A 21,994-nucleotide genomic window follows, 5' to 3' on the forward strand; every position below is an offset into this window, starting at 1 on the left:
GCTGGGCGAGCTTCCAGACGAGCACAAGGCCCAGGTTTATGGCTGCATGTGGATTTCGGAACGCGAGTGGTGGGACTTCATCAGCTATTGCCCGAAGCTGCCACTATTCGTGAAGCGTGTTTATCGGGATGAGGAATACATCGCCAAGCTGGCTGGAGCGGTTGAGAAGTTTAATGCGGATTTATCCGCCACGGTCGCCATTATTCGCGGCTACGGCTTGAAGGCAGCGGCATGACCCGGGCCTTGATCACCATCCACTCGCAAGCTGACCGCGAGCGCGCTGCAAAATGGTCGATGCAGGCGCCGGTAGGACTCCGGATTGAGTTCAAGCAGGCGAAGCGGTCGGATGATCAAAATTCGAAGCTCTGGGGCAATGCTAACGGAGGTTGCGACGCAATGCCCGTGGCACGGCGTGAAGCTGACCGCGGACGACTGGAAATTCGTATTCATCGACGCTCTGAAGCGCGAGCTGCGAACCGTGCCGAATATCGATGGGAACGGGTTCGTTAATCTCGGCCGGTCGTCGTCCGATCTGTCGAAATCTGAAATGTCGGATCTGATCGAGCTCATCCATGCGTTCGGCGCCGAGCACGGCGTCAAGTTCAAGGACGACGCAATCAATTCCAATTCGTCTGGTGCCCCCCAAGGCCAGACGGATATGCCCGCGACCAGAGATGCCCCCACACCCCAGGTCGCGGGCACCCCATCCGAATTGTCGGCCGCTCCTCCCGGGCCCGACAATGTAGCGGCGCGGGGCGACGAGTCTGGCGGCTCCGTCGCTCCGCAGCCCACTCTTCGGCAGGGATGGGAATTTCGGCTTAGGGAGGCCCTCGGACGCGCACAGCGGCCGGCGAGCTTGGTCGATCACGCTCGGCAATGCTTCGAGAAGCTGGGCGCTTACCCGTCGAACCCTGGCGACGTCGAAACTGCCAAGGCGATCCGTGCCGAATTCGAGAACAATTTCGGCGAGGCGAACGAGGAAGCCCGCGAGAACCTGTTGAGGGAGTTGGTCTGATGTCCGCGCCTCGCAAGTCAATCTCGCTACGCACCAAGCTGGCGTCTGCCCTGCTCACCATCGTTCGCCCGAACGACCGCGGCGAGCTTGAGCGTGTCATTCCGCACGATATGGCAAGGCAGATGAGCGACGACCAGATCATCTCGCTCTTCCACTTCGACCACTATCCGATTCCGCACGCGCACCTGGGGCCGGACGAAGCATGGAATTTGGAGCCGCGCCCGATCGTCGAACACCGTGGCGTCACCGCCAAGATCGATGTCCCGCGGATTGCGAAGGCAAAGCGGCTAGCCAAAGCAACGAATGCGCTTGCGGCCGTGCTCGCATCCAAGGCGACCGGGGAGCCTGTCGAGCTCGTCCAGAAGCCCGGCAAGCACGTTTGGCCGAAAGGCCGGAAGATCAGCCAACGGAAATCGCAGAACAGCGCCCGGTCGCCGGACAAGTGGCGCGGTTATGTGGACGGTGCCGCATGAGCAGAGCACGCAAAATCGAACCCGGGGACATCACGCCGGCGGAAGCCGGAGCCGCGATGGGGCTCACCCTCGCACAGTTCAACCACTGCCTGCCCGGCCTGCTTGACCGCGGTTTCCCGCCGGCCGACCCGACGACCGGCAATTATGCGCTGGACGCAATTTCAGTTTGGCGGAAAGCTCGCTTCCCACGACTATTTCCGAACACGCCGTCTTTGACGGTGGTGCCGAAGGCTCGCGACGCTCGCGAAAAGTTGGGATCGAATGGGCACCGATAAAATCAGGTATCTGGTTTTCTCAAAAGGCCGTTGGCGCTGGCAGCCTACAAACGCCATGCGCAAGCACGGCTTCGGGACGGTCAACCTGAGCCAGGGTGGCCCGGAGCGGGATTCAGCCGGCCGGCCGCGGGCGACAGACGCCGATAAGGCCAGGGCCATACAGCTCAACAGCGACTGGGACGCTGCCCGGCTCGGTCTGCCGCCTCAGAGGCCCGCTGGCGCGTCCGTCAAATACCCGCCCGGCAGCGTCGGTGATGGTTTTTATCGCGCCATGGCCATCCGCAGGGCGGCGCGTGCGCAAGCCGGCATCATCTGGTCGGTAGAGCAGACAAAACGGGACAGTTGGCCGCGTGCATGGCGGTTCCTGGAGTCAGAATTCGGCGACTGCGACCCGAATACCATCGAGCCAGAGCACTTCATCGCAATCGACGAGAAGACCGGCAAGACCAGCGGACTGATCCCGCGGATCGAACAGGAGGTCTCCGTCACCGAACGTCACCTCGTCATAAAGATCTGGCGCGCCCTGTGGCAGCGGATGGCGAGCATGAAATACTGCGACGGCAATATGGACCCGTCGAAGGCCTTCGAGAACAAGGCGCCGGATCCCCGTCAGGCGACGTGGATGCGCCGGGAGGTGCTGAAGCTTGTCCAGGTGGCATGGCGCAACAATTACCGCGGGCTCGCCGTCTGCATGGCGGTGGCCTGGGACAGCATGCTCTCGCCGATCGACGCCCGCAGCCTGACGCTGGAGCAGCTTCGCGTCGACACCGGCGGGCTGATGTTCGCGCTCGAGCGAGCCAAGACAAACAAGGCCGCGGCCGCCACGCTGTCTCCGTGGTCCGAGGCATTGCTGCGAGCCTACATCAACGGGTTTGGGGCTGAATTCCTGCGCAACGTGCCGATCTTCCGCACGACACCCACCCTGACCGTCCCCGGCCGCGGCGGGCGCCCTCGCCCATCTGTCCCCTACACCAAGGATCGGCTTGTTAAGGATTTCGACAAGGTGCGAGAGCTCGCGTTCGGGCCCGACGAAACCCGCAAGTTCTCCGACATGCGCCGCTCAGGCGCTGTCGAAGGAGACGCCGGCGGCGGCTCGGTGACGGACCAGTCGAACAAGATGGCGAACACGGTCAGCGCCAACACCAGGCTGCGCAAAACCTACAACCCAGTGAACGTCGCCAGCGTGCGGAGATTTGACGAGGCGCGGGTGATTGGATCGCGGAATTTAGAACAGAACCTGACCGAAAGTATTTCTGTCGACGCCGTGGAAATACTTTTGGGGAAAACCAAGAATGCGGAGCCATTGAAATGACTAGGCAAACTGGCGCGAGAGACGGGACTCGAACCCGCGACCTCTGCCGTGACAGGGCAGCGCTCTAACCAACTGAGCTACTCCCGCGTGGATCGTCTGAAATCCCGCAGTGAGGCTGGACATAAAGGGGGGACCATTTGAAGTCAAGGACGTTGCGAAACCATCGTCGCAGCCCGGCCTGCCGCGACGCTGCCGATGCAAATAAGCCCCTATTTGCAGGCAAAACAGCGTAGGCAGCGGTATCCCGAATCGTTTAAGCCCTGCTACGTCTCATCTTTCCAGACCGACACCAACGAAGAGGGCCAAAAACATGGCGAAAAAAGCAGTTGCCGCCGCCACCCCCGCCGCGAAAGCAGCAGCAAAAGCTGCCGCTCCGGCGACCGTCACGCTCAAGCATCTCGCTGCTGCCCTGGCCGAAGAGCACGAATTGTCGAAGAAGCAGACCGAAGCGATTCTCGGCGACATGGTCGGCCGCATCACCAAGCACCTGAAGAAGGGCGAACGGATCCGCATCGTCGGCCTCGGCATCCTGCAGGTGCGCAAGCGCGCCGCCCGGATGGGCCGCAATCCCGCCACCGGCGAAGCGATCCAGATCAAGGCCAGCAAGAAGGTCGCGTTCCGCGCTGCCAAGGAGCTGAAGGAAGCCGTCTGATCGACGCTTTCCTGCGATCACAGTTTCTGCAACAGGCACAATCATTCCGGGCCGTGGCCTCGCCTGGCCCGGAATGAAGTTTTCGGCAGCGTCGGAGTGGTGATTTGAGCGCGACATCGTCCATCCACTTCACCCACGACGTCCTGCAGCGCTTCCTGCGCTACGTGGTGATCGACACCCGGTCCGACCCGGCGTCCCCGACCTGCCCCTCGACCGAAAAACAAAAAGACCTCGGCCGTCTCCTGGAGAAGGAGTTGCGCGAACTAGGCCTGGCCGACGCCCACCTCGACGAATTCGGCTATGTCTATGCAACGATCCCGGCGACCTCCGCCAAGAACGTGCCGGTGATCTGCTTTTGCTCGCACATGGATACCTCGCCGGACTGCACCGGCCGGGACGTCAAGCCGCAGCTCGTGAAGAACTATCAAGGCGGCAACATCGTGCTGCCCGGCGATCCCGCCCAGGTCATCCGAACCCAGGACAATCCCGCGCTGGCCGACCAGATCGGCCACGACATCGTCACCACCGACGGCACCACGCTGCTCGGCGCCGACAACAAGGCCGGCCTTGCCGAGATCATGGACGCCGCGCGTTTCCTGATGGCCAATCCGCAGATCCCGCATGGCGTCATCAAGATCCTGTTCACGCCCGATGAGGAGATCGGCCGCGGCGTCGATAAGGTCGACTTGAAAAAGCTCGGCGCCGATTTCGCCTACACTATGGATGGCGAGACCGCCGGCCATATCGAGGACGAGACGTTTTCCGCGGATTCGGCGACCGTCACCATCGAGGGCGTCAGCACCCATCCCGGCTTCGCCAAGGGCAAGATGGAGCACGCCATCAAGATCGCCGCCGCCATCGTCGAGCGGCTGCCGAAGGACGGCTGCTCGCCGGAAACCACCGAAGGCAAAGAAGGGTTTCTGCATCCGGTCGGTATCGCCGGCGCGCTGGAAAAAGCGACGCTGAACTTCATCGTCCGCGACTTCACCGACGAAGGTCTCGCGGAGAAGGAAGCGCTGCTGCAGCGAATCGTCGATGACGTGATGCAGGCCTATCCGCATTCCACCGCGAGAATCGCTATCCAGCCGCAATACCGCAACATGAAGCAGGTAATCGACCACTATTCGCACATCGTCGATTACGCCATGGAAGCGATCCGCCGCACCGGCCTGACGCCCAAGCGCACCAGCATCCGCGGCGGCACCGACGGCTCGCGGCTGTCGTTCATGGGGCTGCCCTGCCCCAACATCTTCGCCGGCGAACACGCCTTCCACGGCCGCACCGAATGGGTCAGCCGCCAGGACATGGAGAAGGCCGCGGAGACGATCGTGCATCTCGCGATGATTTTCGAGGAGCGGGCGTAACCGGAACCGTTTCGGCGAGATCGACTGGTTCGCGCCTTGCGCGCGAGGGGGGCGATACGCTAAATGCACCTCACGGGCGATTAGCTCAGCGGTAGAGCATTCCCTTTACACGGGACAGGTCGGCGGTTCGATCCCGTCATCGCCTACCATTTTTTACCAGCGCACCGACTGGCTTGGCACGATAAGAGCCGTGGTGATCTGATCGCTGGATGGGCTGGTCAGATAGCAGATCGATCCGAACACGACGATCAGCAATGCGATGACCGCGATCAGGTCGATGCTCCTGGCGTCGTCTTCCCGTTCAACCGTTGGGCGCATTGTCTGCACTCCTTTGTGTTTCCCTGCAACCGAACGCTACGCCTCGGCGTATCTGCTTCGAGCGTTATCTCGGAGGGACTGCATTGCGCAAAGCGCTGCAACACGGTTTGCTGCCGCAGAGCACAAGGCGCCAGCACAGGAGAGACCCATGCGAGCCACCGTTATGCTTGTCGCGCTGCTGGTGAGCCTTGCGACACCCGGATACGCCGCCGACGACATTGCCGCTGCGCAGAACGTGGTCCGTTCGCAGGCCGAGGCGCTCGGGCGCGACGATGCCGCTACGGCCTATTCCTTCGCGGCACCGGCGATCCAGGGCATGTTTCCGGAGCCAGGCGCCTTCATGGACATGGTGCGCAACCACTATTCGCCGGTCTACCGCCACCGGAGTTTTGAGTTCGGCGAGGCCCGCAACGCCAATGGCCGGATCGAGCAGGACGTCCGCATCATCGATGGCAACGGCGTACCGTGGGACGCGCTGTACACGCTGGAGCAGCAAGCGGATGGCAGCCTGAAAATCATCGGCTGCCTGCTGAAAGCGGTCGGAACGTCAGCCTAGCGCACCAGAATCGGATTCAGCTCGCAGGATCGTTCCCCGGACGCGATGCACTGCGCCGCCGTTTGGCGGCGTGGTGCGCCGCAGATCCGGGGCCCCGGTGGTGCGTAGAAGAAGCCGGGATCCCGGATCTGCGGAGCGGCACTTCGCGCCGCGCCGCGTCCGGGAAACGGCCCTGCCCTTCAATCCTGAAAATCCTCCACACCACAAAAAAGCGGCGCCCCGAGGGGCGCCGCTGATGTCGTTGCAGAGGATGCGTTCCTCAGTGGGCGGTGAGCCCGCTGCCGGCCTCGTCGGTAGCGTCCGGCTTCACCGGCAGCTTGGTGTCCTCTTCCCAGACGATGGCCACCGGCTTGCGCACCAGGGCGTTGGCGATCACGTCGTCCATCCGGGCGACCGGGATGATCTTCATCCCGCCCTTGATGGCATCGGAGATCTCGGTGAGGTCCTTGGCATTGTCCTCGGGGATCAGCACCGTCTTGATGCCGCCGCGGGCTGCCGCCAACAACTTCTCCTTCAAGCCACCGATCGGCAGGATCCTGCCCCGCAGCGTGATCTCGCCGGTCATGGCGACGTCGTGCCGGATCGGGATGCCCGTGAGCACCGAGACGATCGTCGTCGCCATCGCCACGCCCGCCGACGGACCATCCTTCGGCGTTGCACCTTCGGGCACGTGGACGTGGATGTCGCGTCGCTCGAACAGCGGCGGTTCGATCCCGAAGGTGATCGCGCGCGAGCGGACGTAGGACGCCGCCGCCGAGATCGATTCCTTCATCACGTCCCGCAGGTTGCCGGTGACGGTCATGCGGCCCTTGCCGGGCATCATAACGCCTTCGATGGTGAGCAGCTCACCGCCGACATCGGTCCATGCCAGACCCGTCACGACACCGACCTGGTCGTCGCTTTCGATCTCGCCGTAGCGATACTTCGGCACACCCAGGAATTCCTCGAGGGTCTTCTCGGTAACCTTCACCACCTTCTTCTTTGAGAGCATCAGCTCCTTCACGGCCTTGCGGGCCAGCGTGGAGAGTTCGCGCTCGAGGTTACGCACGCCCGCTTCGCGGGTGTAGCGGCGGATCATCAGCAACAAGGCCTCGTCGTCGATCGACCATTCCTTGGCGTCCAGACCGTGCTTCGACAGCGCGTTCGGGATCAGGTGCTTGCGGGCGATCTCAACCTTCTCGTTCTCGGTGTAGCCGGCGATCCGGATGATCTCCATGCGATCCATCAGCGGCCCCGGACTGTTCAGGGTGTTCGCCGTGGTGATGAACATCACGTTGGACAGATCGTAGTCCACTTCGAGGTAGTGATCGGCAAACGTACCGTTCTGCTCGGGGTCGAGGACCTCCAGCAGCGCGGACGACGGATCGCCGCGGAAATCGGCGCCCATCTTATCGATCTCGTCGAGCAGGAACAGCGGGTTCGAGGTCTTCGCCTTACGCATCGACTGGATGATCTTGCCGGGCATCGAACCGATATAGGTCCGGCGATGTCCGCGGATCTCCGCCTCGTCGCGCACGCCGCCAAGCGACACGCGCACGAACTCACGTCCGGTCGCCTTCGCGATCGACTTGCCGAGCGAGGTCTTGCCGACGCCGGGAGGTCCGACGAGGCACAGGATCGGTCCGGTTAGCTTGTTCGCGCGCGTCTGTACCGCGAGGTACTCCACGATGCGATCCTTGACCTTCTCGAGCCCGTAGTGGTCCTCATCGAGCACGGCCTGCGCCGCGGCGAGGTCCTTCTTGACCTTGGACTTCTTGTTCCATGGAATCGACAGCAGCCAGTCAAGGTAGTTGCGCACGACGGTCGCTTCCGCGGACATCGGGGACATCTGGCGCAGCTTCTTGAGCTCGTGCTGCGCCTTCTCGCGGGCTTCCTTGGAGAGCTTGGTCTTGGCGATCTTCTCCTCGATGTCGGCCAGCTCGTCGCGACCTTCGTCGTCGCCGAGTTCCTTCTGGATCGCCTTCATCTGCTCGTTGAGATAGTACTCGCGCTGGGTCTTCTCCATCTGGCGTTTGACACGCGAGCGGATGCGCTTCTCGACCTGCAGCACCGAGATTTCGCTCTCCATCAGGCCGAGCACCTTCTCCAGGCGCGCGGTGACCGACAGCGTCTCCAGGATGCCCTGGCGATCCGCGATCTTGACGGCGAGATGCGACGCGACGGTGTCGCCGAGCTTGGCGAAATCGGTGATCGCCTGCACGACGCCCACCACTTCGGCGGAGATCTTCTTGTTGAGCTTCACGTAGCTCTCGAAGTCCGACACCACCGAACGCGACAACGCTTCCGCTTCCACCGAGGTGGCGTCGGTGTCAGCCAGTGCGGTAGCGGTCGCTTCGTAGTATTCGGCGCGCTCGGAATATTTCTCGACCTTGGCGCGCTCAAGCCCTTCCACCAGCACCTTCACGGTGCCGTCGGGAAGCTTCAGGAGCTGCAGCACGCTGGCGAGGGTGCCGATCTCGTAAATGGAGTCCGGGGCCGGATCGTCATCCGACGCATTCTTCTGCGTGGCGAGCATGATCAGGGCGTCGTTCTTCATCACCTCTTCGAGGGCGCGGATCGATTTCTCGCGGCCGACGAACAAGGGCACGATCATGTGCGGGAAGACGACGATGTCGCGCAGCGGCAACACCGGATAAGAGTGGCTTTCGCCGTGAACGATGGTTGGCCGGGGTTTAGAGGCAGTCATGGCCCATTCCTTTTGCTGTGCCCCCTTGCACGCAGTCCGCCAATTTGCGCAACCGCCACAAGGTGCCGATTTTCCGTCTTGCTCGGCCAGCAGAACTTTAAAGTTCTTGGGCTCTACGTGTCCGGATCGTTATGGCGAATCTTGAGGGAGGATTTGTTCGCCGATAGCATTAGGTGGCTATGGCCCGGGGGGGTGTCAAGAGTTGGTAAAACACCGGTAACAAAGGCGGATCGCGGTCAATCGGCCTGCGCAGCGACGGCCGCCGAAGGGTTCGGCAGCCGTTTTGTTTGCGTCTTCAGCAAGTCGCCAGAAACGCTCTATCAGGCGCTGGCGCTGCTCTCGGCGTTGGCGCGATCCGCGTAGATATAGAGCGGACGTGCGGTGCCTTCCACGACTTCGCGGGAAATCACCACTTCCTCGACGCCTTCCAGACCCGGAAGATCGAACATGGTCTCGAGCAGGATGCTCTCCAGGATGGAGCGCAGGCCGCGCGCGCCGGTCTTGCGCTCGATCGCCTTGCGGGCCACCGCGCCCAGGGCTTCGTCGGCGAAGGTCAGCTCGATGTTCTCCATCTCGAACAGTCGCTGGTACTGCTTGACCAGTGCGTTCTTCGGATCGGTCAGGATCTTCTTTAGCGAAGCCTCGTCGAGATCCTCGAGCGTGGCGACCACCGGAAGACGGCCGACGAACTCAGGGATCAGGCCGTACTTCAGCAGATCCTCGGGCTCTACGTGACGGAAGATTTCGCCGGTGCGGCGATCTTCCGGCGCCAGAACCTGGGCGGCGAAGCCGATCGAGGTGGAGCGACCGCGGGCCGAGATGATCTTTTCGAGGCCGGAGAACGCACCGCCGCAGATGAACAGGATGTTGGTGGTGTCGACCTGCAGGAACTCCTGCTGCGGATGCTTGCGGCCGCCCTGCGGCGGCACCGAAGCAACGGTGCCTTCCATGATCTTCAACAAGGCCTGCTGCACGCCCTCGCCCGAGACGTCGCGGGTGATCGAGGGGTTGTCGGACTTGCGCGAAATCTTGTCGATTTCGTCGATATAGACGATGCCGCGCTGCGCCCGCTCGACATTGTAGTCGGCCGACTGCAGCAGCTTCAGGATGATGTTCTCGACGTCCTCGCCGACATAGCCGGCTTCGGTCAGCGTGGTGGCGTCGGCCATCGTGAACGGCACGTCGAGGATGCGGGCGAGCGTCTGCGCGAGCAGCGTCTTGCCCGAACCGGTCGGTCCGATCAGCAGGATGTTCGACTTCGCCAGTTCGACGTCGTTGTGCTTGGTCTGGTGGTTGAGGCGCTTGTAGTGGTTATGCACCGCGACCGAGAGGACCTTCTTGGCATGGCTCTGACCGATGACGTAATCATCGAGAACCTTGCAGATTTCCTTCGGCGTCGGGATTCCGTCGCGCGACTTGACCAGCGAGGATTTGTTTTCCTCGCGAATGATATCCATGCAGAGCTCGACGCACTCGTCGCAGATGAACACGGTGGGACCCGCAATCAGTTTGCGCACTTCGTGCTGGCTCTTGCCGCAGAACGAACAATACAGCGTGTTCTTGGAGTCGCTGGTGCCGACCTTACTCATTATTTTCTCCGTCCGCCGTTCGATCTGTTCGTTCCGGCTGCCCCATATCGGAACCTATCCATAGATAGAGCAAAATCCGTACCAAAAAAGACCATCGTTCCAGAATGCCGCACGAATCACGGCTAACTCGAATCTTCCGCAATACTAGCCGATCCGCCCGAGCGAACCATGCTGCCAGCCGTTGATCAAGAATTCGCTAACCGGCACGACGCCCGACGCCGTGACAATAGCGTGATTTGCGGCCGTTAGGCGAGCACGGGCCCGAAATCGGTACGTCGTTGCGCGAATGACACGTCGCAGAAGCACGAAAGCAGAACTTTCGCGGCCACGACCGTCGGCACGGAGTACCAATGGGGCTGATCCCGGTTGTCTTGCGAGGCAGGCAGCGCACGGCGCCGCCTGCCCTCGTCGATGAGGTCGATACTTACGGTGCCTTCGGCGTCGATTCTTCGGCGCGCTTGTCGATCACCTTGTCGATGAGGCCGAAATCCTTCGCCATGTCGGCGGTGAGGAACTTGTCGCGCTCCAGCGCTTCCTCGATCTTCTCGTAGCTCTGGCCGGTATGCTTGACGTAGATTTCGTTGAGCCGCTTCTTCAGGTTCAGGATTTCCTGCGCGTGCAGCATGATGTCGGTAGCCTGGCCCTGGAAACCGCCCGAGGGCTGGTGGACCATGATGCGCGAATTCGGCAGCGAGAAGCGCATGTCCTTCTGGCCGGCGCACAGCAGCAGCGAACCCATCGAGGCGGCCTGCCCGACGCACAGCGTCGATACCGGCGGGCGGATGAACTGCATCGTGTCGTAGATCGCCAGGCCCGACGTCACCACGCCACCGGGCGAGTTGATGTACATCGAGATTTCCTTCTTCGGATTCTCGGCTTCGAGAAACAGAAGCTGCGCGACGGTCAGCGTCGACATGCCATCTTCGACCGGACCGGTCACGAAGATGATGCGCTCCTTGAGGAGGCGCGAGAAGATATCGTAGGCCCGTTCGCCGCGGTTGGTCTGCTCGACCACCATCGGCACCAGGTTCATGTAGGTTTCTACCGGATCGCGCATTGGTCACCCAAGGTTGGCGAGGCGCGCGTCCATCGGCAAGACTGGAACCGGTTACGGTTTGCCGGGGGAGGACGAACGTCCCGTGATGCAGGAATAACGAGAGCCCACAGATATGAGCCAATCGAGCGGCAACAAGGCCGGGGGCCGTTGATGCCTGTGGACATCAGTTCAAGCCGATTCGCGCCGCCACGGCAAAGCGATGCGGGGCAATACCCCGCGGTATCGCCGGATATCATTAACGCCGGCCGAGGGTGCCCGGCCGGCGTTTCGCAGCAAGGAATTAGGCGTCAGACCGAGGTCTTCAAGCCGCCGTCTTGGCGTCTTCGTCCTTGTAGAGCTCCTCGCGCGACACCTTTTTCTCGGTGACAGTGGCGAGTTCGAGGATGAAATCGACCACCTTGTCCTCGTAGATTGGTGCGCGAAGCTGGGCCAATGCATTGGCATTGTTGCGGTAATAGTCCCAGACTTCCTTCTCGCGGCCGGGCATCGAGCGGGCGCGTTCGACCACTGCGCGGCTGACTTCGTCGTCGGTCACGGTGATCTTGTTCTTCTCGCCGATCTCAGACAGCACGAGGCCGAGGCGCACGCGGCGGTCGGCGATCTTGCGATATTCTTCCATCGCGGCTTCTTCGGTGGTCTCTTCGTCGGCAAAGCTCTTGCCGGTGGATTCCATCTCCGACTTGATGGAATTCCACATCAGCTTGAATTCTTCCTCGATCAGCGACGGCGGCGCGCCGAACTGATGGGTCTCGTCGAGCCGGTCGAGCAGCAGGCGCTTGACGCGCTGACGGGTCGCGCCGGCGTATTCCTGGGTGAGGCGCTCCTTGGCGGCTTCCTTGAGCTTGTCGAGGGACTCCAGGCCGAGGGTCTTGGCGAATTCGTCGTCGATCACGGTATCGACCGGCGACTCGATGATGGTGGCGGTGGTCTCGAACTCGGCCGGCTTGCCGGCCAGGGTTTCGCTGGCGTAGTTGGTCGGGAACGACACCTTGAGGGTGCGGGTCTCGCCGGCGCCGATGCCGATCAACTGTTCCTCGAAGCCCGGGATGAAGGTGTTGGAGCCGATCAGGACCTGGATGTCCTCGCCGGTGCCGCCATCGAACGGGGTGCCGTCGATGGTGCCCTTGAAGCTGACGGTGACGCGGTCGCCGGATTCGGCCTTGGCGCCCTCGGCCTTCGCCGTGAAGGTGCGGTTCTGGTCGGCGACGCGCTTGATGGCTTCCTCGACGTCGGCCTCGGACACATCGGCGACCGGCTTCTCAACCGTGAAGCTCTTGAAATCGGCCAGCTCGATCGCCGGCACGACTTCGATCGCCACGGTGTAATTGAGGTCCGATTTGCCGGACAGGATGTCTTCGACTTCCTTCTGCTCGGTCGGCATCGTCACCTTGGGCTCGGTGGCGAGGCGGAAGCCGCGCTCGGTGAAGATCTGCGAGTTGGTGTCGCGGATCAGCTCTTCCACCGTCTCGGCGGCGACCGAGCGGCCGTACAGGCGCTTCAGATGGCCCATCGGGACCTTGCCGGGACGGAAGCCGTTGAGCTTGACCTTGCCCTTCATGTCATCGAGGCGCGCATCGACCTTGGCTTCGATGTCGGCGGCCGGAACGTTGACCTGGAATTCGCGCTTCAGTCCGTCGGAGACGGTTTCATTCACCTGCATGGCGTCAATCTTCTTCCCGCTGGTCCGGCGCGACGGCCGGACGTTATAAAATCTGTCTGTACGGCGCCGGGCCGAAGCCCGCCGTCGGTGGATCGGACCCATTTCATCAAGGCGGCCTCTTTTTCAAGAATCGCCTTGCGCAAACGTGCCCGGAAAACTTCAGTTCAAACGCTTTGGGCGCTTGGTGCGGGCGGAGGGACTCGAACCCCCACAACTTGCGTCGGCGGCACCTAAAGCCGCTGCGTCTACCAATTCCGCCACGCCCGCAAGAAAGCACCGTCCGTCGCGATGCCGCGAGCGGCGGGCTTATAACATGGGGATGATGGTTCGCATCAAAAAAATGGGTTTGGCAAGCCCCGCGACACATTCGCCCGGCGGCTGGACTTCACGGGCGGAAAATGGTCGGGATCGGAGATGACCCCACCGATCGTCCCGGTCTCACGCCGCACCCTGCTGGCTGGCCTCGGCGGTGCGATTTGCGCGCCGTGGCTGGCCTCGGCCGGCCTCGCCCAGAGCCGCCCTTCGCTCGCGCTGCAGGCCCGGGCTGGAACGGCTGCGCTGCGGCCAGGCGCCGAGACCGCCTGCTGGCTGCTGGCGTCCCCGGCGGCCGATGGCCCGCTCCGGTTCCGGCGTGGCGACGAGATCGACGTCGCTCTGGAGAATCAGCTTCCCATTCCCGTCGCCCTCAACTGGACCGGCCAGGACGGCGCGGCCAGTGCCGAGCCGCTGCTCGGCCGCCCGGCACTGGCCGCCGGCGGCAAGGACAGCTTCAAGGTCCGGCTGCGCCACGCCGGCACCGCCATGATCGACACCCGCCTGCTCGGGGATGGCCAGGCTTTGCCCTCGCCCGCCCGGGCGCTGGTCGTCCAGGAGACCGAAGCGGTCGCGACGGACCGCGACGAGGTGCTGCTGATCGAGGACTTTCGGTTGCGGCCGGATGGCACTCCTGTGGCCCCCGGCGTCGATCCGAAGGACGCCGAGGCCCTGTTCACCGTCAACGGCAAGTCCGGCCTCGATCTGACGGTACGGGCCCAGGATCGCCTCAGAATCCGCTTCATCAATGGCTGCCAACGCAATGTAATCGCAATAAAAATTGAATACCACGAAGTGCGTGTCATGGCCATCGATGGCCAGCCCGCCGAACCCTTCCTCGCCCGCAATGGCCAACTGGTGCTGGCGCCGGGCACCCGGATCGACGTGTTCGTCGATGCCACCAAACCCGCCGGATCGGCCTCGACCATCCTGCTTCACGACGGCAAGCAAGCCCGCCCGATCGGCCGGCTCGTCGTGTCCCAGGATGTCCCGGCCCGGGACAAGCCACAGCCGCCGGCAGCGCCGTTGCCGGGCAACGGCTTGCCGGCTCAACTCGATCTGAAGAACGCCCAGCGGATCGATCTGACGCTCGGCGCGGCCGCCCCGGTCCCCGACTGGATCCGGCCGGCCGACCTCGCCGCCGCGACCGTCCCGAGCTTTCGCGCCAAGACCGGCCGCACCGTCGTGCTGGCGCTGACCAACCGCGCAGCGGTCCCCAGCATATTTCATCTGCATGGCCACCACTTCCGCCTGCTCGACCGTCTCGACGACGGCTGGAAGCCGTTCTGGCTCGACACCCTGGCGATCGATGCCGGCCAGACCCAGCGCATCGCTTTCGCCGCCGAACACCCCGGCCGCTTCCTGATGGAAGCGATGGCTACGGACTGGGCGGCGCCGCGCCTGGTCCGCTGGTACGAAGTGGGCTGAGGGCGTCGATCCGTAGCCCCGGATAAGCCGGCGCCGGTCCCTCATTGAACCTCCGCCCCCGGATGGCGTCACCGCAACGCTGCGCGTTGCGCCGCCTTATCCGGGCTACGGTCCCCGCTCAGTAATCGAATTCGAGTCGGTCATAGAGCCGCCGGAACACCGACGGCAGCACCTCCGGCAGGTCCTCGGCGATCAGGCCGGGGCCAGCCTCGCTGCCGGCCTCGCCGTGCATCCAGACCCCGATGCAGGCCGCCTCGAAGGCCGGCACGCCTTGTGCGAGGAAGCCGCCGATGATGCCCGCCAGCACGTCGCCGGAGCCGGCGGTGGCCAGCCACGGCGGCGCATTGGCGGCAATGGTGGCGCGGCCGTCCGGGGCAGCGACAACCGTGTCCGGCCCCTTCAGCAACACCACCGCGCCCGCGCGTTCGGCCGCCATCCGCACCCGCTCAAGCTTCGAGCGAGCTGGAGCTTCGCCACTCAGGTCATTGAAAACACGAGAAAACTCGCCTTCATGCGGTGTCAGAACGACATGCGCTTCGCCGGCCGCCTTGATCGCTTCGAACAGTTGCTCGGGCGTGTCCGCAAAACTGGTCAGCGCATCCGCATCGAGCACTGCGTGGCGTCTGGCGGCCAGCAGCGCCAGCACAAACTCACGGGTCTTGTCGCCAACGCCGGCGCCCGGCCCGAGCACGCAGGCATTGACCTTGCCGCCGATCAGCGCCGCGAACTCCGCTACGGTATCGACCGGCCGCACCATCACCGCGGTCAGCGCGCCAGCATTGACCGCCAGCGCATCGCGCGGCGACACCACCGTCACCAGACCGGCGCCGCCGCGCAACGCGGCCCGGGCGGCCAGCCGCGCCGCGCCGGTGGCGGCGATGTCGCCGGACACCACGACGGCGTGGCCGTGGGAAAACTTGTGGCTGTCGAGCCGCGGTACGGGGAACGACCCGGACCAGAAGTCCGGGAGATTCTCGAAAGCTGCCGGACGGATTTCCGTCAGCACGTCGGCCTCGATGCCGATCTCCACCACCCGCAACTGACCGCAATGCACCCTTCCGGGCAGCAGCATGTGGCCCGGTTTGGGACGGAAGAAGGTGACGGTTTCCACCGCTCGCACGGCGGCGCCCGTCACCGCCCCGGTGTTGCCATTGATGCCGCTCGGCAGGTCGATGGCCAGCACAGGCACGCCCGACGCGTTGATGGCCTCGATCATGACCAGCGGATCGCCCTTCACCGGCCGGTCGAGCCCCGCGCCGAACAGCGCGTCGATGATCAGCGCGGGCGCACCGATCGACGCGGGATCGCAGGGCAGCACCTTGCCCGCCCAGGTCTGCGCCGCCAGCGCGGCGTCGCCCTTCAAGGTCGCCCGATCGCACAGCAGGATCACCGAGACCTGCCGCCCGCGCTTCGCCAGTTCGGTCGCGGCAATGAAACCGTCGCCGCCGTTGTTGCCGCGGCCGACGACTACCAGGATCGGCCCCTCTTCCGCCAGATCGACGGCGGCGTCCGCCACGGCGCGGCCGGCGTCGCACATCAGGTCAAAGCCCGAGGTGCCGCCGGCAATCGTCAGCCGATCGGCAACGGCCATTTCGGCGGTGGTGAGGACTTCCATGGAGACTCCTGTATGCGCCTCATCCTGAGGCAATGCGTATTTGTTGACGTCGAGAAAACTGCAGGCTGCACGTGATTTAGGCTGATTGCCTATTGCGAAGTCATAATCATGCGCGTACCTCGTCCGGCAGCCGGTTCGATAGCTGGGTAATGAACTGATTATGCGCCTTAAATAGCCGGATCGCCGACTTGGCACGGACCCTGCTTTTGAGGAGATCGACTATGGATCCATCGCGCTCACCCGGCAAATTGTCATTGGAGGTGGCCGACCGTCCGCGCACGAGCGAGAAATCGCCAAGGCGATGTGGCGGCAGCGCATTAACGCCCGAAACAGGGTATCGAACAGTCGGCGCGATATGCGCAATTGTAATGCAACGTGCGGCCTGAAGTTTTGAAGTGCCGGGGAGACGCTCAGTGAAGAAGATCGAAGCCATCATCAAGCCATTCAAGCTCGACGAGGTGAAGGAAGCGCTTCAGGAAGTGGGACTGCAGGGGATCACCGTCACCGAGGCCAAGGGCTTCGGCCGGCAGAAGGGCCACGCGGAGTTGTACCGCGGCGCGGAATACATCGTCGACTTCCTGCCCAAGGTGAAGATCGAAATCGTGATCTCCGACGATCTGGTCGAGAAAGCCATCGATGCGATCCGCCGCGCGGCCCAAACCGGACGCATCGGCGACGGCAAGATCTTCGTTTCCAACATCGAGGAAGCTGTCCGAATCCGCACCGGTGAATCCGGCCTCGACGCCATCTAAGGCTGCGGTCACAACCTCCTGAGGCCTATCGAAAGCAATCCGGACCGGCTAGAGATAGCCGGCCGCCGCTCGCACGCGGCCGCCTTGCGACGACCAGCCAAAGAGGTATTCATGACGACCGCCAAAGAAGTCCTGCAGTCCATCAAGGACAATGACGTCAAATACGTCGACCTGCGTTTCACCGATCCGCGCGGCAAGTGGCAGCACGTCACCTTCGACGTCTCGATGATCGACGAAGACATCTTCGCCGAAGGCACCATGTTCGACGGTTCCTCGATCGCCGGCTGGAAGGCGATCAATGAATCCGACATGATGCTGATGCTCGACCCGGCCACGGCCGTGATCGATCCGTTCTTCGCAGAGACCACCATGGTCATCACCTGCGACATTCTCGAGCCCTCCACCGGCGAGCCCTACAACCGCGACCCGCGCGGCATCGCCAAGAAGGCCGAAGCCATGGTCAAGTCGATGGGGATCGGCGACACTGTAATGGTCGGTCCGGAAGCCGAGTTCTTCGTGTTCGACGACGTCCGCTTCTCGTCGAGCCCCTACAACACCGGCTTCAAGCTGGATTCGTCGGAACTGCCGACCAATTCCGACACCGACTACGAGGGCGGCAACCTCGGCCACCGCATCCGCACCAAGGGCGGCTACTTCCCGGTCCCGCCGCAGGATTCGGTGCAGGACATGCGCTCGGAAATGCTCGGCGCGATGGCCAAGATGGGCGTCAAGGTCGAGAAGCATCACCACGAAGTGGCCTCGGCCCAGCACGAACTCGGCATGAAGTTCGATACGCTGACCTACATGGCCGACCAGATGCAGATCTATAAGTACTGCATCCATCAGGTCGCCCACATCTACGGCAAGACCGCCACCTTCATGCCGAAGCCGGTCTATGGCGACAACGGCTCGGGCATGCACGTGCACCAGTCGATCTGGAAGGACGGCAAGCCGGTGTTCGCCGGCAACAAGTATGCCGACCTGTCCGAAACTTGCCTGTTCTACATCGGCGGCATCATCAAGCACGCCAAGGCCATCAACGCCTTCACCAACCCGTCGACCAACTCCTACAAGCGTCTGGTCCCGGGCTACGAAGCTCCGGTGCTGCTGGCCTACTCCGCGCGTAACCGCTCGGCGTCGTGCCGCATCCCCTACACCACCTCGCCGAAGGCCAAGCGCGTCGAGGTCCGCTTCCCCGACCCGATGGCCAACCCGTATCTGGGCTTCGCCTCAATGCTGATGGCGGGCCTCGACGGCATCAAGAACAAGATCGATCCGGGTCCGGCGATGGACAAGGACCTCTACGACCTGCCGAAGGAAGAACTGAAGTCGATCCCCACGGTGTGCGGTTCGCTGCGCGAAGCCCTTGAGAATCTCGACAAGGACCGCGGCTTCCTGAAGCACGGCGGCGTGTTCGACGACGACTTCATCGACAGCTACATCGAGCTGAAGATGACCGAAGTGATGCGCTACGAAATGACCCCGCATCCGGTCGAATTCGACATGTATTACTCGCTGTAAGACACCGGCGGGGTTCCCCCGCCCGCGTGACAGCCGAACACGAAAGGCGCCCCGGCAACGGGGCGCCTTTTTGGTGCGGCGAACCAACCGACTTGCGGGAAGTCGTCCCGGCTTGATCCCGGCCGAATTTGGCGGAACAGTACAGCGGTGTCGGACCGCGGAGGATTTCACGTGCCCCTTGAAGACAATGGCCAGACGCGCAGCGATTGGGCCTGGTCGATCGCCGTCGGCGGAATCGCCACCGTGTCGTTCGCGATCTTCGTGCTGTTCGCCTGGTATTTCTCCGCGACGCTGTTCCTGATCTTCGCCGGCATCCTGCTCGGTGTCGGCCTCAATGCCCTGACCGAATTATTAGCCCGTGTCATGGGCGGCCCGCACGCCCTGCGCCTGACTGCCGTTTGCCTGCTGCTGGCGGCATTGCTGGGCGGCGTCGTGTTTCTCGGCGGCTCGACCATTGCCGACCAGACCAAGGTTCTGAGCACCACGCTGAAATCGCAGATCGTCAACGTCAAATCCTTCCTGGACCGGCACGGCGTCGATACCAGCTATCTCGACTTCGGCGGTCTCGGAACCGACGCAGACGGCGCGCCGAAGCCGGAGACGCCGGCCAAGCCGGCGCCGACCACGGGGACAGAGCCGAAAACCAACAACCTGCCCAGCGCCAGCGCTTTCGCGTCGAGCGGCGGCGCGATCGTCAGCCAGACGCTCAAGATCATCCTCGGCGCGGTCGGTGCGCTCGGGAATTTCTTCATCGTTCTGTTTCTCGGCCTGTCGTTCGCGGCGCAGCCGAGCGTCTACCGCAAGGGCGTGCTGAGCCTGACGCCGAAAAAATACCGTGCTGACATGACCGACATCGTCGACCGGATCAGCGATACGCTGGAGCGCTGGCTGATCGCGCAGATGATCACCATGGTTGCGGTCGGCGCCGTAACCTGGATCGGCCTGATGCTGATCGGGGTTCCCAGCGCCTTTATTCTCGGCGTCCAGGCCGGATTGCTGGCCTTCATTCCGACCGTCGGCGCGTTGCTCGCCGGCCTGATTGTGGTGCTCGCCAGCCTCGCCTCGGGCTGGGTCGCCGCCGCCAGCGCTTTCGTGCTGTTTCTCGGCGTCCATGCCATGGAAAGCTACGTGTTGACGCCGATCCTGCAGCGCCAGGCGCTCGACATTCCGCCGGCCACGCTGTTCGCATTCCAGATCATGCTCGGCATCGTATTCGGCGTCTGGGGACTGGCGCTGGCGCTGCCGGTACTGGCGATCATCAAGGTGGTGATCGATTTCCTGCGCGAGGACGACGACGCGTCATCCGCGCCGATCGTCAAGGCAGCCTAAGGCCGGTTCGCTCAGGTCGTCAGCACCGTTTCGGTGTGCTCGACTTCGGGGGGTGCCGCAAAATACGATCCGACCAGCGCGCGCCATTCGGCAAAATCCGGCGAGCCGCGGAAATCCACGGTGTGGTTTTCCAGCGTGTCCCACTGCACCATCAGGCGGTAGCGCTGCGGCTTCTCCACCGACTTGTGCAGCTCAAAACCCTGGCCGCCCTTGGCGCGCAGGAATAGCGGACGCGCCTTGGCGACCGCGGCCTCGAAATCCTTCTCGGTGCCCGGCTTGACGTCGATCTGTGCGATTTCAGTGATCATGGTGTCGCGGCCCTCTGTTGAAGTGGCCGTGTTTACCGCAAATGACCGGCGCGGTGAAGACGATCGTGGCTCAGGCGAACAGCAGCACCGTTCCCGCCACCATCAGGCAGCAGCCGACGAAGGCGATCGTCGGCCAGTTGCTGTGCGTAGCCCCGTAGCGGCCCTGCGCGCGGCGCTCGCTGATCAGCGCGGTCTCGTATTCGTCCGAATTCGAGAACATGCAGGCGAAGCCGGAACGCGCGGACACCGCCGCGGCTTCCAGCGACTGCAGGGCGGAATTCGTGTCGGAGTGGCGCGAGGTGATCATGGCGCGATCATAAAGATCGACTGGTAAACAGCGCCTTAGCGGGCGTTCTGAGCGCTCAGGTTGACGCCGCCGCGCACCACGGCAGATTTCGGCGGCGCGGTTTTTCCAGCGATCGCGCGACGCCCCTGCTCCAGCGACAGCGGCTGTTCCTCGGCCGCCTCGACGCGGTTGCGGCCGCTGCGCTTGGCCTGATAGAGCGCCGTATCGGCAGCGGCGAGCAGCACGTCGAGTTCGGTTCCGGCCGGCCCGCCGGCGACGCCGATGCTCACCGTGGTCACCACCGGGGCTTCATCGACTTCGATCCCGCAGGTTGCGAAGGTTTCGCGGACGCGCTCGGCCGCGTGCATCGCTTCCTCGAGATTGCACGGCAGCATAGCCGCAAATTCCTCGCCGCCGATGCGGCCGGACAGGTCGGAGATGCGCAGCGTGCTGGAGATGACATTGGCGAACAGTTTCAGGATCTCGTCGCCGGCCGGATGGCCGAAGCGGTCGTTGATCGACTTGAAGTGATCGATGTCGAAGATCATCACCGTGATCGGACGCCCGGCCTTGGCCTCGCGCTCGATCATCCGCGCGGTGGCTTCGGAAAAGCCGCGGCGGTTGAACATGCCGGTCAGCGGATCGCAGGATGCGGCGACCTTGTGCGCCGTCACCGTGCGCTCCGAGACCAGCATGAAGATCACGAACACGGTGCCGACGGCGTAGAGCACCAGTTCCACGGCGAAGGCGCCGACCCACACGCTGCTGTTGAAATTGCTGTGGTCGGCGTGCAGCAGGTCGCCGAGCAAAATCGGCAGCATCAGCACGAAGCCGTGCAGCAGCGGCACGAGAACCGTCGGCCAGCTCCGTTGCACCGATTTGCGCCGCTCCGACCACAACTCGTGGGCGGTCAGCGCCGCATAGAGAGCGACGATTCCGGCGCCTACGGTCATGCGCAGCGTCGTCGCATCCGGCGGCAGGGTAGCGAGGGCCACGATCCAGGCCACCGCGCCGGCGAATAATCCGACCCAGCTCGGCCGGCGGCCATGGAAGACGCGCGCGGCATTCCACACCATGGCGCAGGCCACGAAGCCGACCGCGTTGAAGGCCAGTGCGAGCACCTCGCCCAGCATCGCGCCGGCCAACGTCCAAAGCGCCACGGACGTCGCCCCTAACAGGTAGGCAAAGCCCCACCAGTTCAAAGCGGCGATCTTCTCCTGTCGTCCGAAGAACAACAGCATCCCACCCAGCATCGCGGCAACCAATGTTGCGACCAGATAAAGCGTGGAAGAATCGAGCGACATAATTGGCTACCGGCAATCGTTGCAGGATATCCGCCGCTTAAGACGGATGGCGTTATCGCGCCATTGGTAAATGTAGCGGGCCACCGATTGGAATTCCGTTTGCGCGCGAGCAAAACTTTTCATGAAAAACCGCATCAATTCGTCTGCATCGGGAACACAAAAAAGGGCGCCCGAAGGCGCCC

Annotated in this window: 20 protein-coding genes, 3 tRNA genes and 1 pseudogene; 12 read left to right on the forward strand and 12 right to left on the reverse strand. The window is 63.3% G+C overall.

The features are described from left to right. From JWR89_RS05700 to JWR89_RS05715, 4 genes and pseudogenes are all read left to right on the forward strand, one after another. Positions 1–235, forward strand: a pseudogene (locus JWR89_RS05700) (exonuclease); the annotation flags it as partial. A gap of 111 nt (positions 236–346) precedes the next feature. Next, positions 347–1,015, forward strand: a complete 669-nt coding sequence (locus tag JWR89_RS05705) for a recombination protein NinB (protein WP_299712865.1) — start codon at positions 347–349, stop codon at positions 1,013–1,015. Further along, positions 1,015–1,488, forward strand: a complete 474-nt coding sequence (locus tag JWR89_RS05710) for a hypothetical protein (RefSeq protein ID WP_299712868.1) — start codon at positions 1,015–1,017, stop codon at positions 1,486–1,488. Before JWR89_RS05705 ends, JWR89_RS05710 begins: the two co-directional genes overlap by 1 nt. 261 nt (positions 1,489–1,749) lie before the next feature. Then, positions 1,750–3,075: a hypothetical protein gene (locus tag JWR89_RS05715; RefSeq protein WP_299712870.1), complete on the forward strand. Its 1,326-nt coding sequence runs from the start codon at positions 1,750–1,752 to the stop codon at positions 3,073–3,075. Between the two features lie 10 nt (positions 3,076–3,085). Here JWR89_RS05715 and JWR89_RS05720 read toward each other — a convergent pair. Beyond that, positions 3,086–3,162: transfer RNA gene (locus tag JWR89_RS05720), tRNA-Asp, on the reverse strand. A 223-nt stretch (positions 3,163–3,385) separates the two neighbouring features. Here JWR89_RS05720 and JWR89_RS05725 point away from each other — a divergent pair. The 3 genes from JWR89_RS05725 to JWR89_RS05735 all read left to right on the forward strand — a co-directional run bounded on the left by JWR89_RS05725 (position 3,386) and on the right by JWR89_RS05735 (position 5,240). Beyond that, positions 3,386–3,727 (forward strand): HU family DNA-binding protein, encoded by a 342-nt coding sequence (locus JWR89_RS05725; protein WP_299712873.1) that lies wholly within the window; start codon positions 3,386–3,388, stop codon positions 3,725–3,727. Between the two features lie 104 nt (positions 3,728–3,831). Further along, positions 3,832–5,091 carry a peptidase T gene (pepT, locus tag JWR89_RS05730; RefSeq protein WP_299712876.1) on the forward strand — a complete coding sequence of 420 codons (1,260 nt, stop codon included), beginning with the start codon at positions 3,832–3,834 and terminating at the stop codon, positions 5,089–5,091. 74 nt (positions 5,092–5,165) lie between these two features. After that, positions 5,166–5,240: transfer RNA gene (locus JWR89_RS05735), tRNA-Val, on the forward strand. 4 nt (positions 5,241–5,244) lie between these two features. Here JWR89_RS05735 and JWR89_RS05740 read toward each other — a convergent pair. After that, positions 5,245–5,409, reverse strand: a complete 165-nt coding sequence (locus JWR89_RS05740) for a hypothetical protein (RefSeq protein WP_299712879.1) — start codon at positions 5,407–5,409, stop codon at positions 5,245–5,247. Between the two features lie 148 nt (positions 5,410–5,557). Between JWR89_RS05740 and JWR89_RS05745 the strand changes: the two genes are divergently transcribed. After that, the gene (locus JWR89_RS05745) at positions 5,558–5,965 is read left to right on the forward strand and encodes a DUF4864 domain-containing protein (protein WP_299712882.1); all 408 of its coding nucleotides are present in this window, start codon (positions 5,558–5,560) and stop codon (positions 5,963–5,965) included. 259 nt (positions 5,966–6,224) lie between these two features. Here the strand turns inward: JWR89_RS05745 and lon are convergent, their stop codons facing one another. The 5 genes from lon to JWR89_RS05770 form a co-directional block, all read right to left on the reverse strand. Next, positions 6,225–8,651 carry an endopeptidase La gene (gene lon / locus JWR89_RS05750; protein ID WP_299712885.1) on the reverse strand — a complete coding sequence of 809 codons (2,427 nt, stop codon included), beginning with the start codon at positions 8,649–8,651 and terminating at the stop codon, positions 6,225–6,227. A gap of 320 nt (positions 8,652–8,971) precedes the next feature. After that, positions 8,972–10,240 carry an ATP-dependent Clp protease ATP-binding subunit ClpX gene (clpX, locus tag JWR89_RS05755; RefSeq protein ID WP_299712888.1) on the reverse strand — a complete coding sequence of 423 codons (1,269 nt, stop codon included), beginning with the start codon at positions 10,238–10,240 and terminating at the stop codon, positions 8,972–8,974. Between the two features lie 424 nt (positions 10,241–10,664). Then, the gene (locus JWR89_RS05760) at positions 10,665–11,297 is read right to left on the reverse strand and encodes an ATP-dependent Clp protease proteolytic subunit (RefSeq protein ID WP_299712891.1); all 633 of its coding nucleotides are present in this window, start codon (positions 11,295–11,297) and stop codon (positions 10,665–10,667) included. A gap of 301 nt (positions 11,298–11,598) precedes the next feature. After that, complete coding sequence (tig, locus tag JWR89_RS05765; RefSeq protein ID WP_299712894.1) at positions 11,599–12,957, reverse strand: trigger factor; 1,359 nt, start codon at positions 12,955–12,957, stop codon at positions 11,599–11,601. Between the two features lie 182 nt (positions 12,958–13,139). After that, a tRNA-Leu gene (locus tag JWR89_RS05770) sits at positions 13,140–13,224 on the reverse strand. A 147-nt stretch (positions 13,225–13,371) separates the two neighbouring features. On the opposite strand from JWR89_RS05770, the gene JWR89_RS05775 reads away from it, so the two are divergent. Next, on the forward strand, positions 13,372–14,697 hold the full coding sequence (locus JWR89_RS05775) for a multicopper oxidase domain-containing protein (RefSeq protein WP_299712897.1): 1,326 nt from the start codon (positions 13,372–13,374) through the stop codon (positions 14,695–14,697). A 118-nt stretch (positions 14,698–14,815) separates the two neighbouring features. Here JWR89_RS05775 and JWR89_RS05780 read toward each other — a convergent pair whose 3' ends face one another. Further along, on the reverse strand, positions 14,816–16,312 hold the full coding sequence (locus JWR89_RS05780) for an NAD(P)H-hydrate dehydratase (RefSeq protein WP_299712900.1): 1,497 nt from the start codon (positions 16,310–16,312) through the stop codon (positions 14,816–14,818). 106 nt (positions 16,313–16,418) lie between these two features. Next, a complete protein-coding gene (locus JWR89_RS05785; protein WP_299712905.1) occupies positions 16,419–16,748 on the reverse strand; it encodes a hypothetical protein in 330 nt (109 codons plus the stop codon). Here JWR89_RS05785 and JWR89_RS05790 point away from each other — a divergent pair. From JWR89_RS05790 to JWR89_RS05800, 3 genes are all read left to right on the forward strand, one after another. Further along, positions 16,726–17,064, forward strand: coding sequence for a P-II family nitrogen regulator (locus tag JWR89_RS05790; protein WP_143573288.1), 339 nt, complete (start codon positions 16,726–16,728; stop codon positions 17,062–17,064). The two genes, JWR89_RS05785 and JWR89_RS05790, sit on opposite strands and share 23 nt — an antisense overlap. A gap of 111 nt (positions 17,065–17,175) precedes the next feature. Then, positions 17,176–18,585 carry a type I glutamate--ammonia ligase gene (glnA, locus tag JWR89_RS05795; RefSeq protein ID WP_299712911.1) on the forward strand — a complete coding sequence of 470 codons (1,410 nt, stop codon included), beginning with the start codon at positions 17,176–17,178 and terminating at the stop codon, positions 18,583–18,585. Positions 18,586–18,756: 171 nt separating this feature from the next. After that, on the forward strand, positions 18,757–19,914 hold the full coding sequence (locus tag JWR89_RS05800; RefSeq protein WP_299712914.1) for an AI-2E family transporter: 1,158 nt from the start codon (positions 18,757–18,759) through the stop codon (positions 19,912–19,914). Positions 19,915–19,925: 11 nt separating this feature from the next. Here JWR89_RS05800 and JWR89_RS05805 read toward each other — a convergent pair whose 3' ends face one another. The 3 genes from JWR89_RS05805 to JWR89_RS05815 form a co-directional block, all read right to left on the reverse strand. Continuing rightward, the gene (locus JWR89_RS05805) at positions 19,926–20,222 is read right to left on the reverse strand and encodes an antibiotic biosynthesis monooxygenase family protein (protein ID WP_299712917.1); all 297 of its coding nucleotides are present in this window, start codon (positions 20,220–20,222) and stop codon (positions 19,926–19,928) included. A gap of 70 nt (positions 20,223–20,292) precedes the next feature. Then, positions 20,293–20,529, reverse strand: a complete 237-nt coding sequence (locus tag JWR89_RS05810; protein ID WP_299712920.1) for a hypothetical protein — start codon at positions 20,527–20,529, stop codon at positions 20,293–20,295. A 35-nt stretch (positions 20,530–20,564) separates the two neighbouring features. Beyond that, complete coding sequence (locus JWR89_RS05815) at positions 20,565–21,815, reverse strand: GGDEF domain-containing protein (protein ID WP_299712944.1); 1,251 nt, start codon at positions 21,813–21,815, stop codon at positions 20,565–20,567. Between the last annotated feature and the right edge of the window lie 179 nt (positions 21,816–21,994).

The sequence above is a fragment of the Tardiphaga sp. genome, assembly GCF_028290785.1.
In the GTDB taxonomy this organism is placed as follows: Bacteria; Pseudomonadota; Alphaproteobacteria; order Rhizobiales; family Xanthobacteraceae; genus Tardiphaga.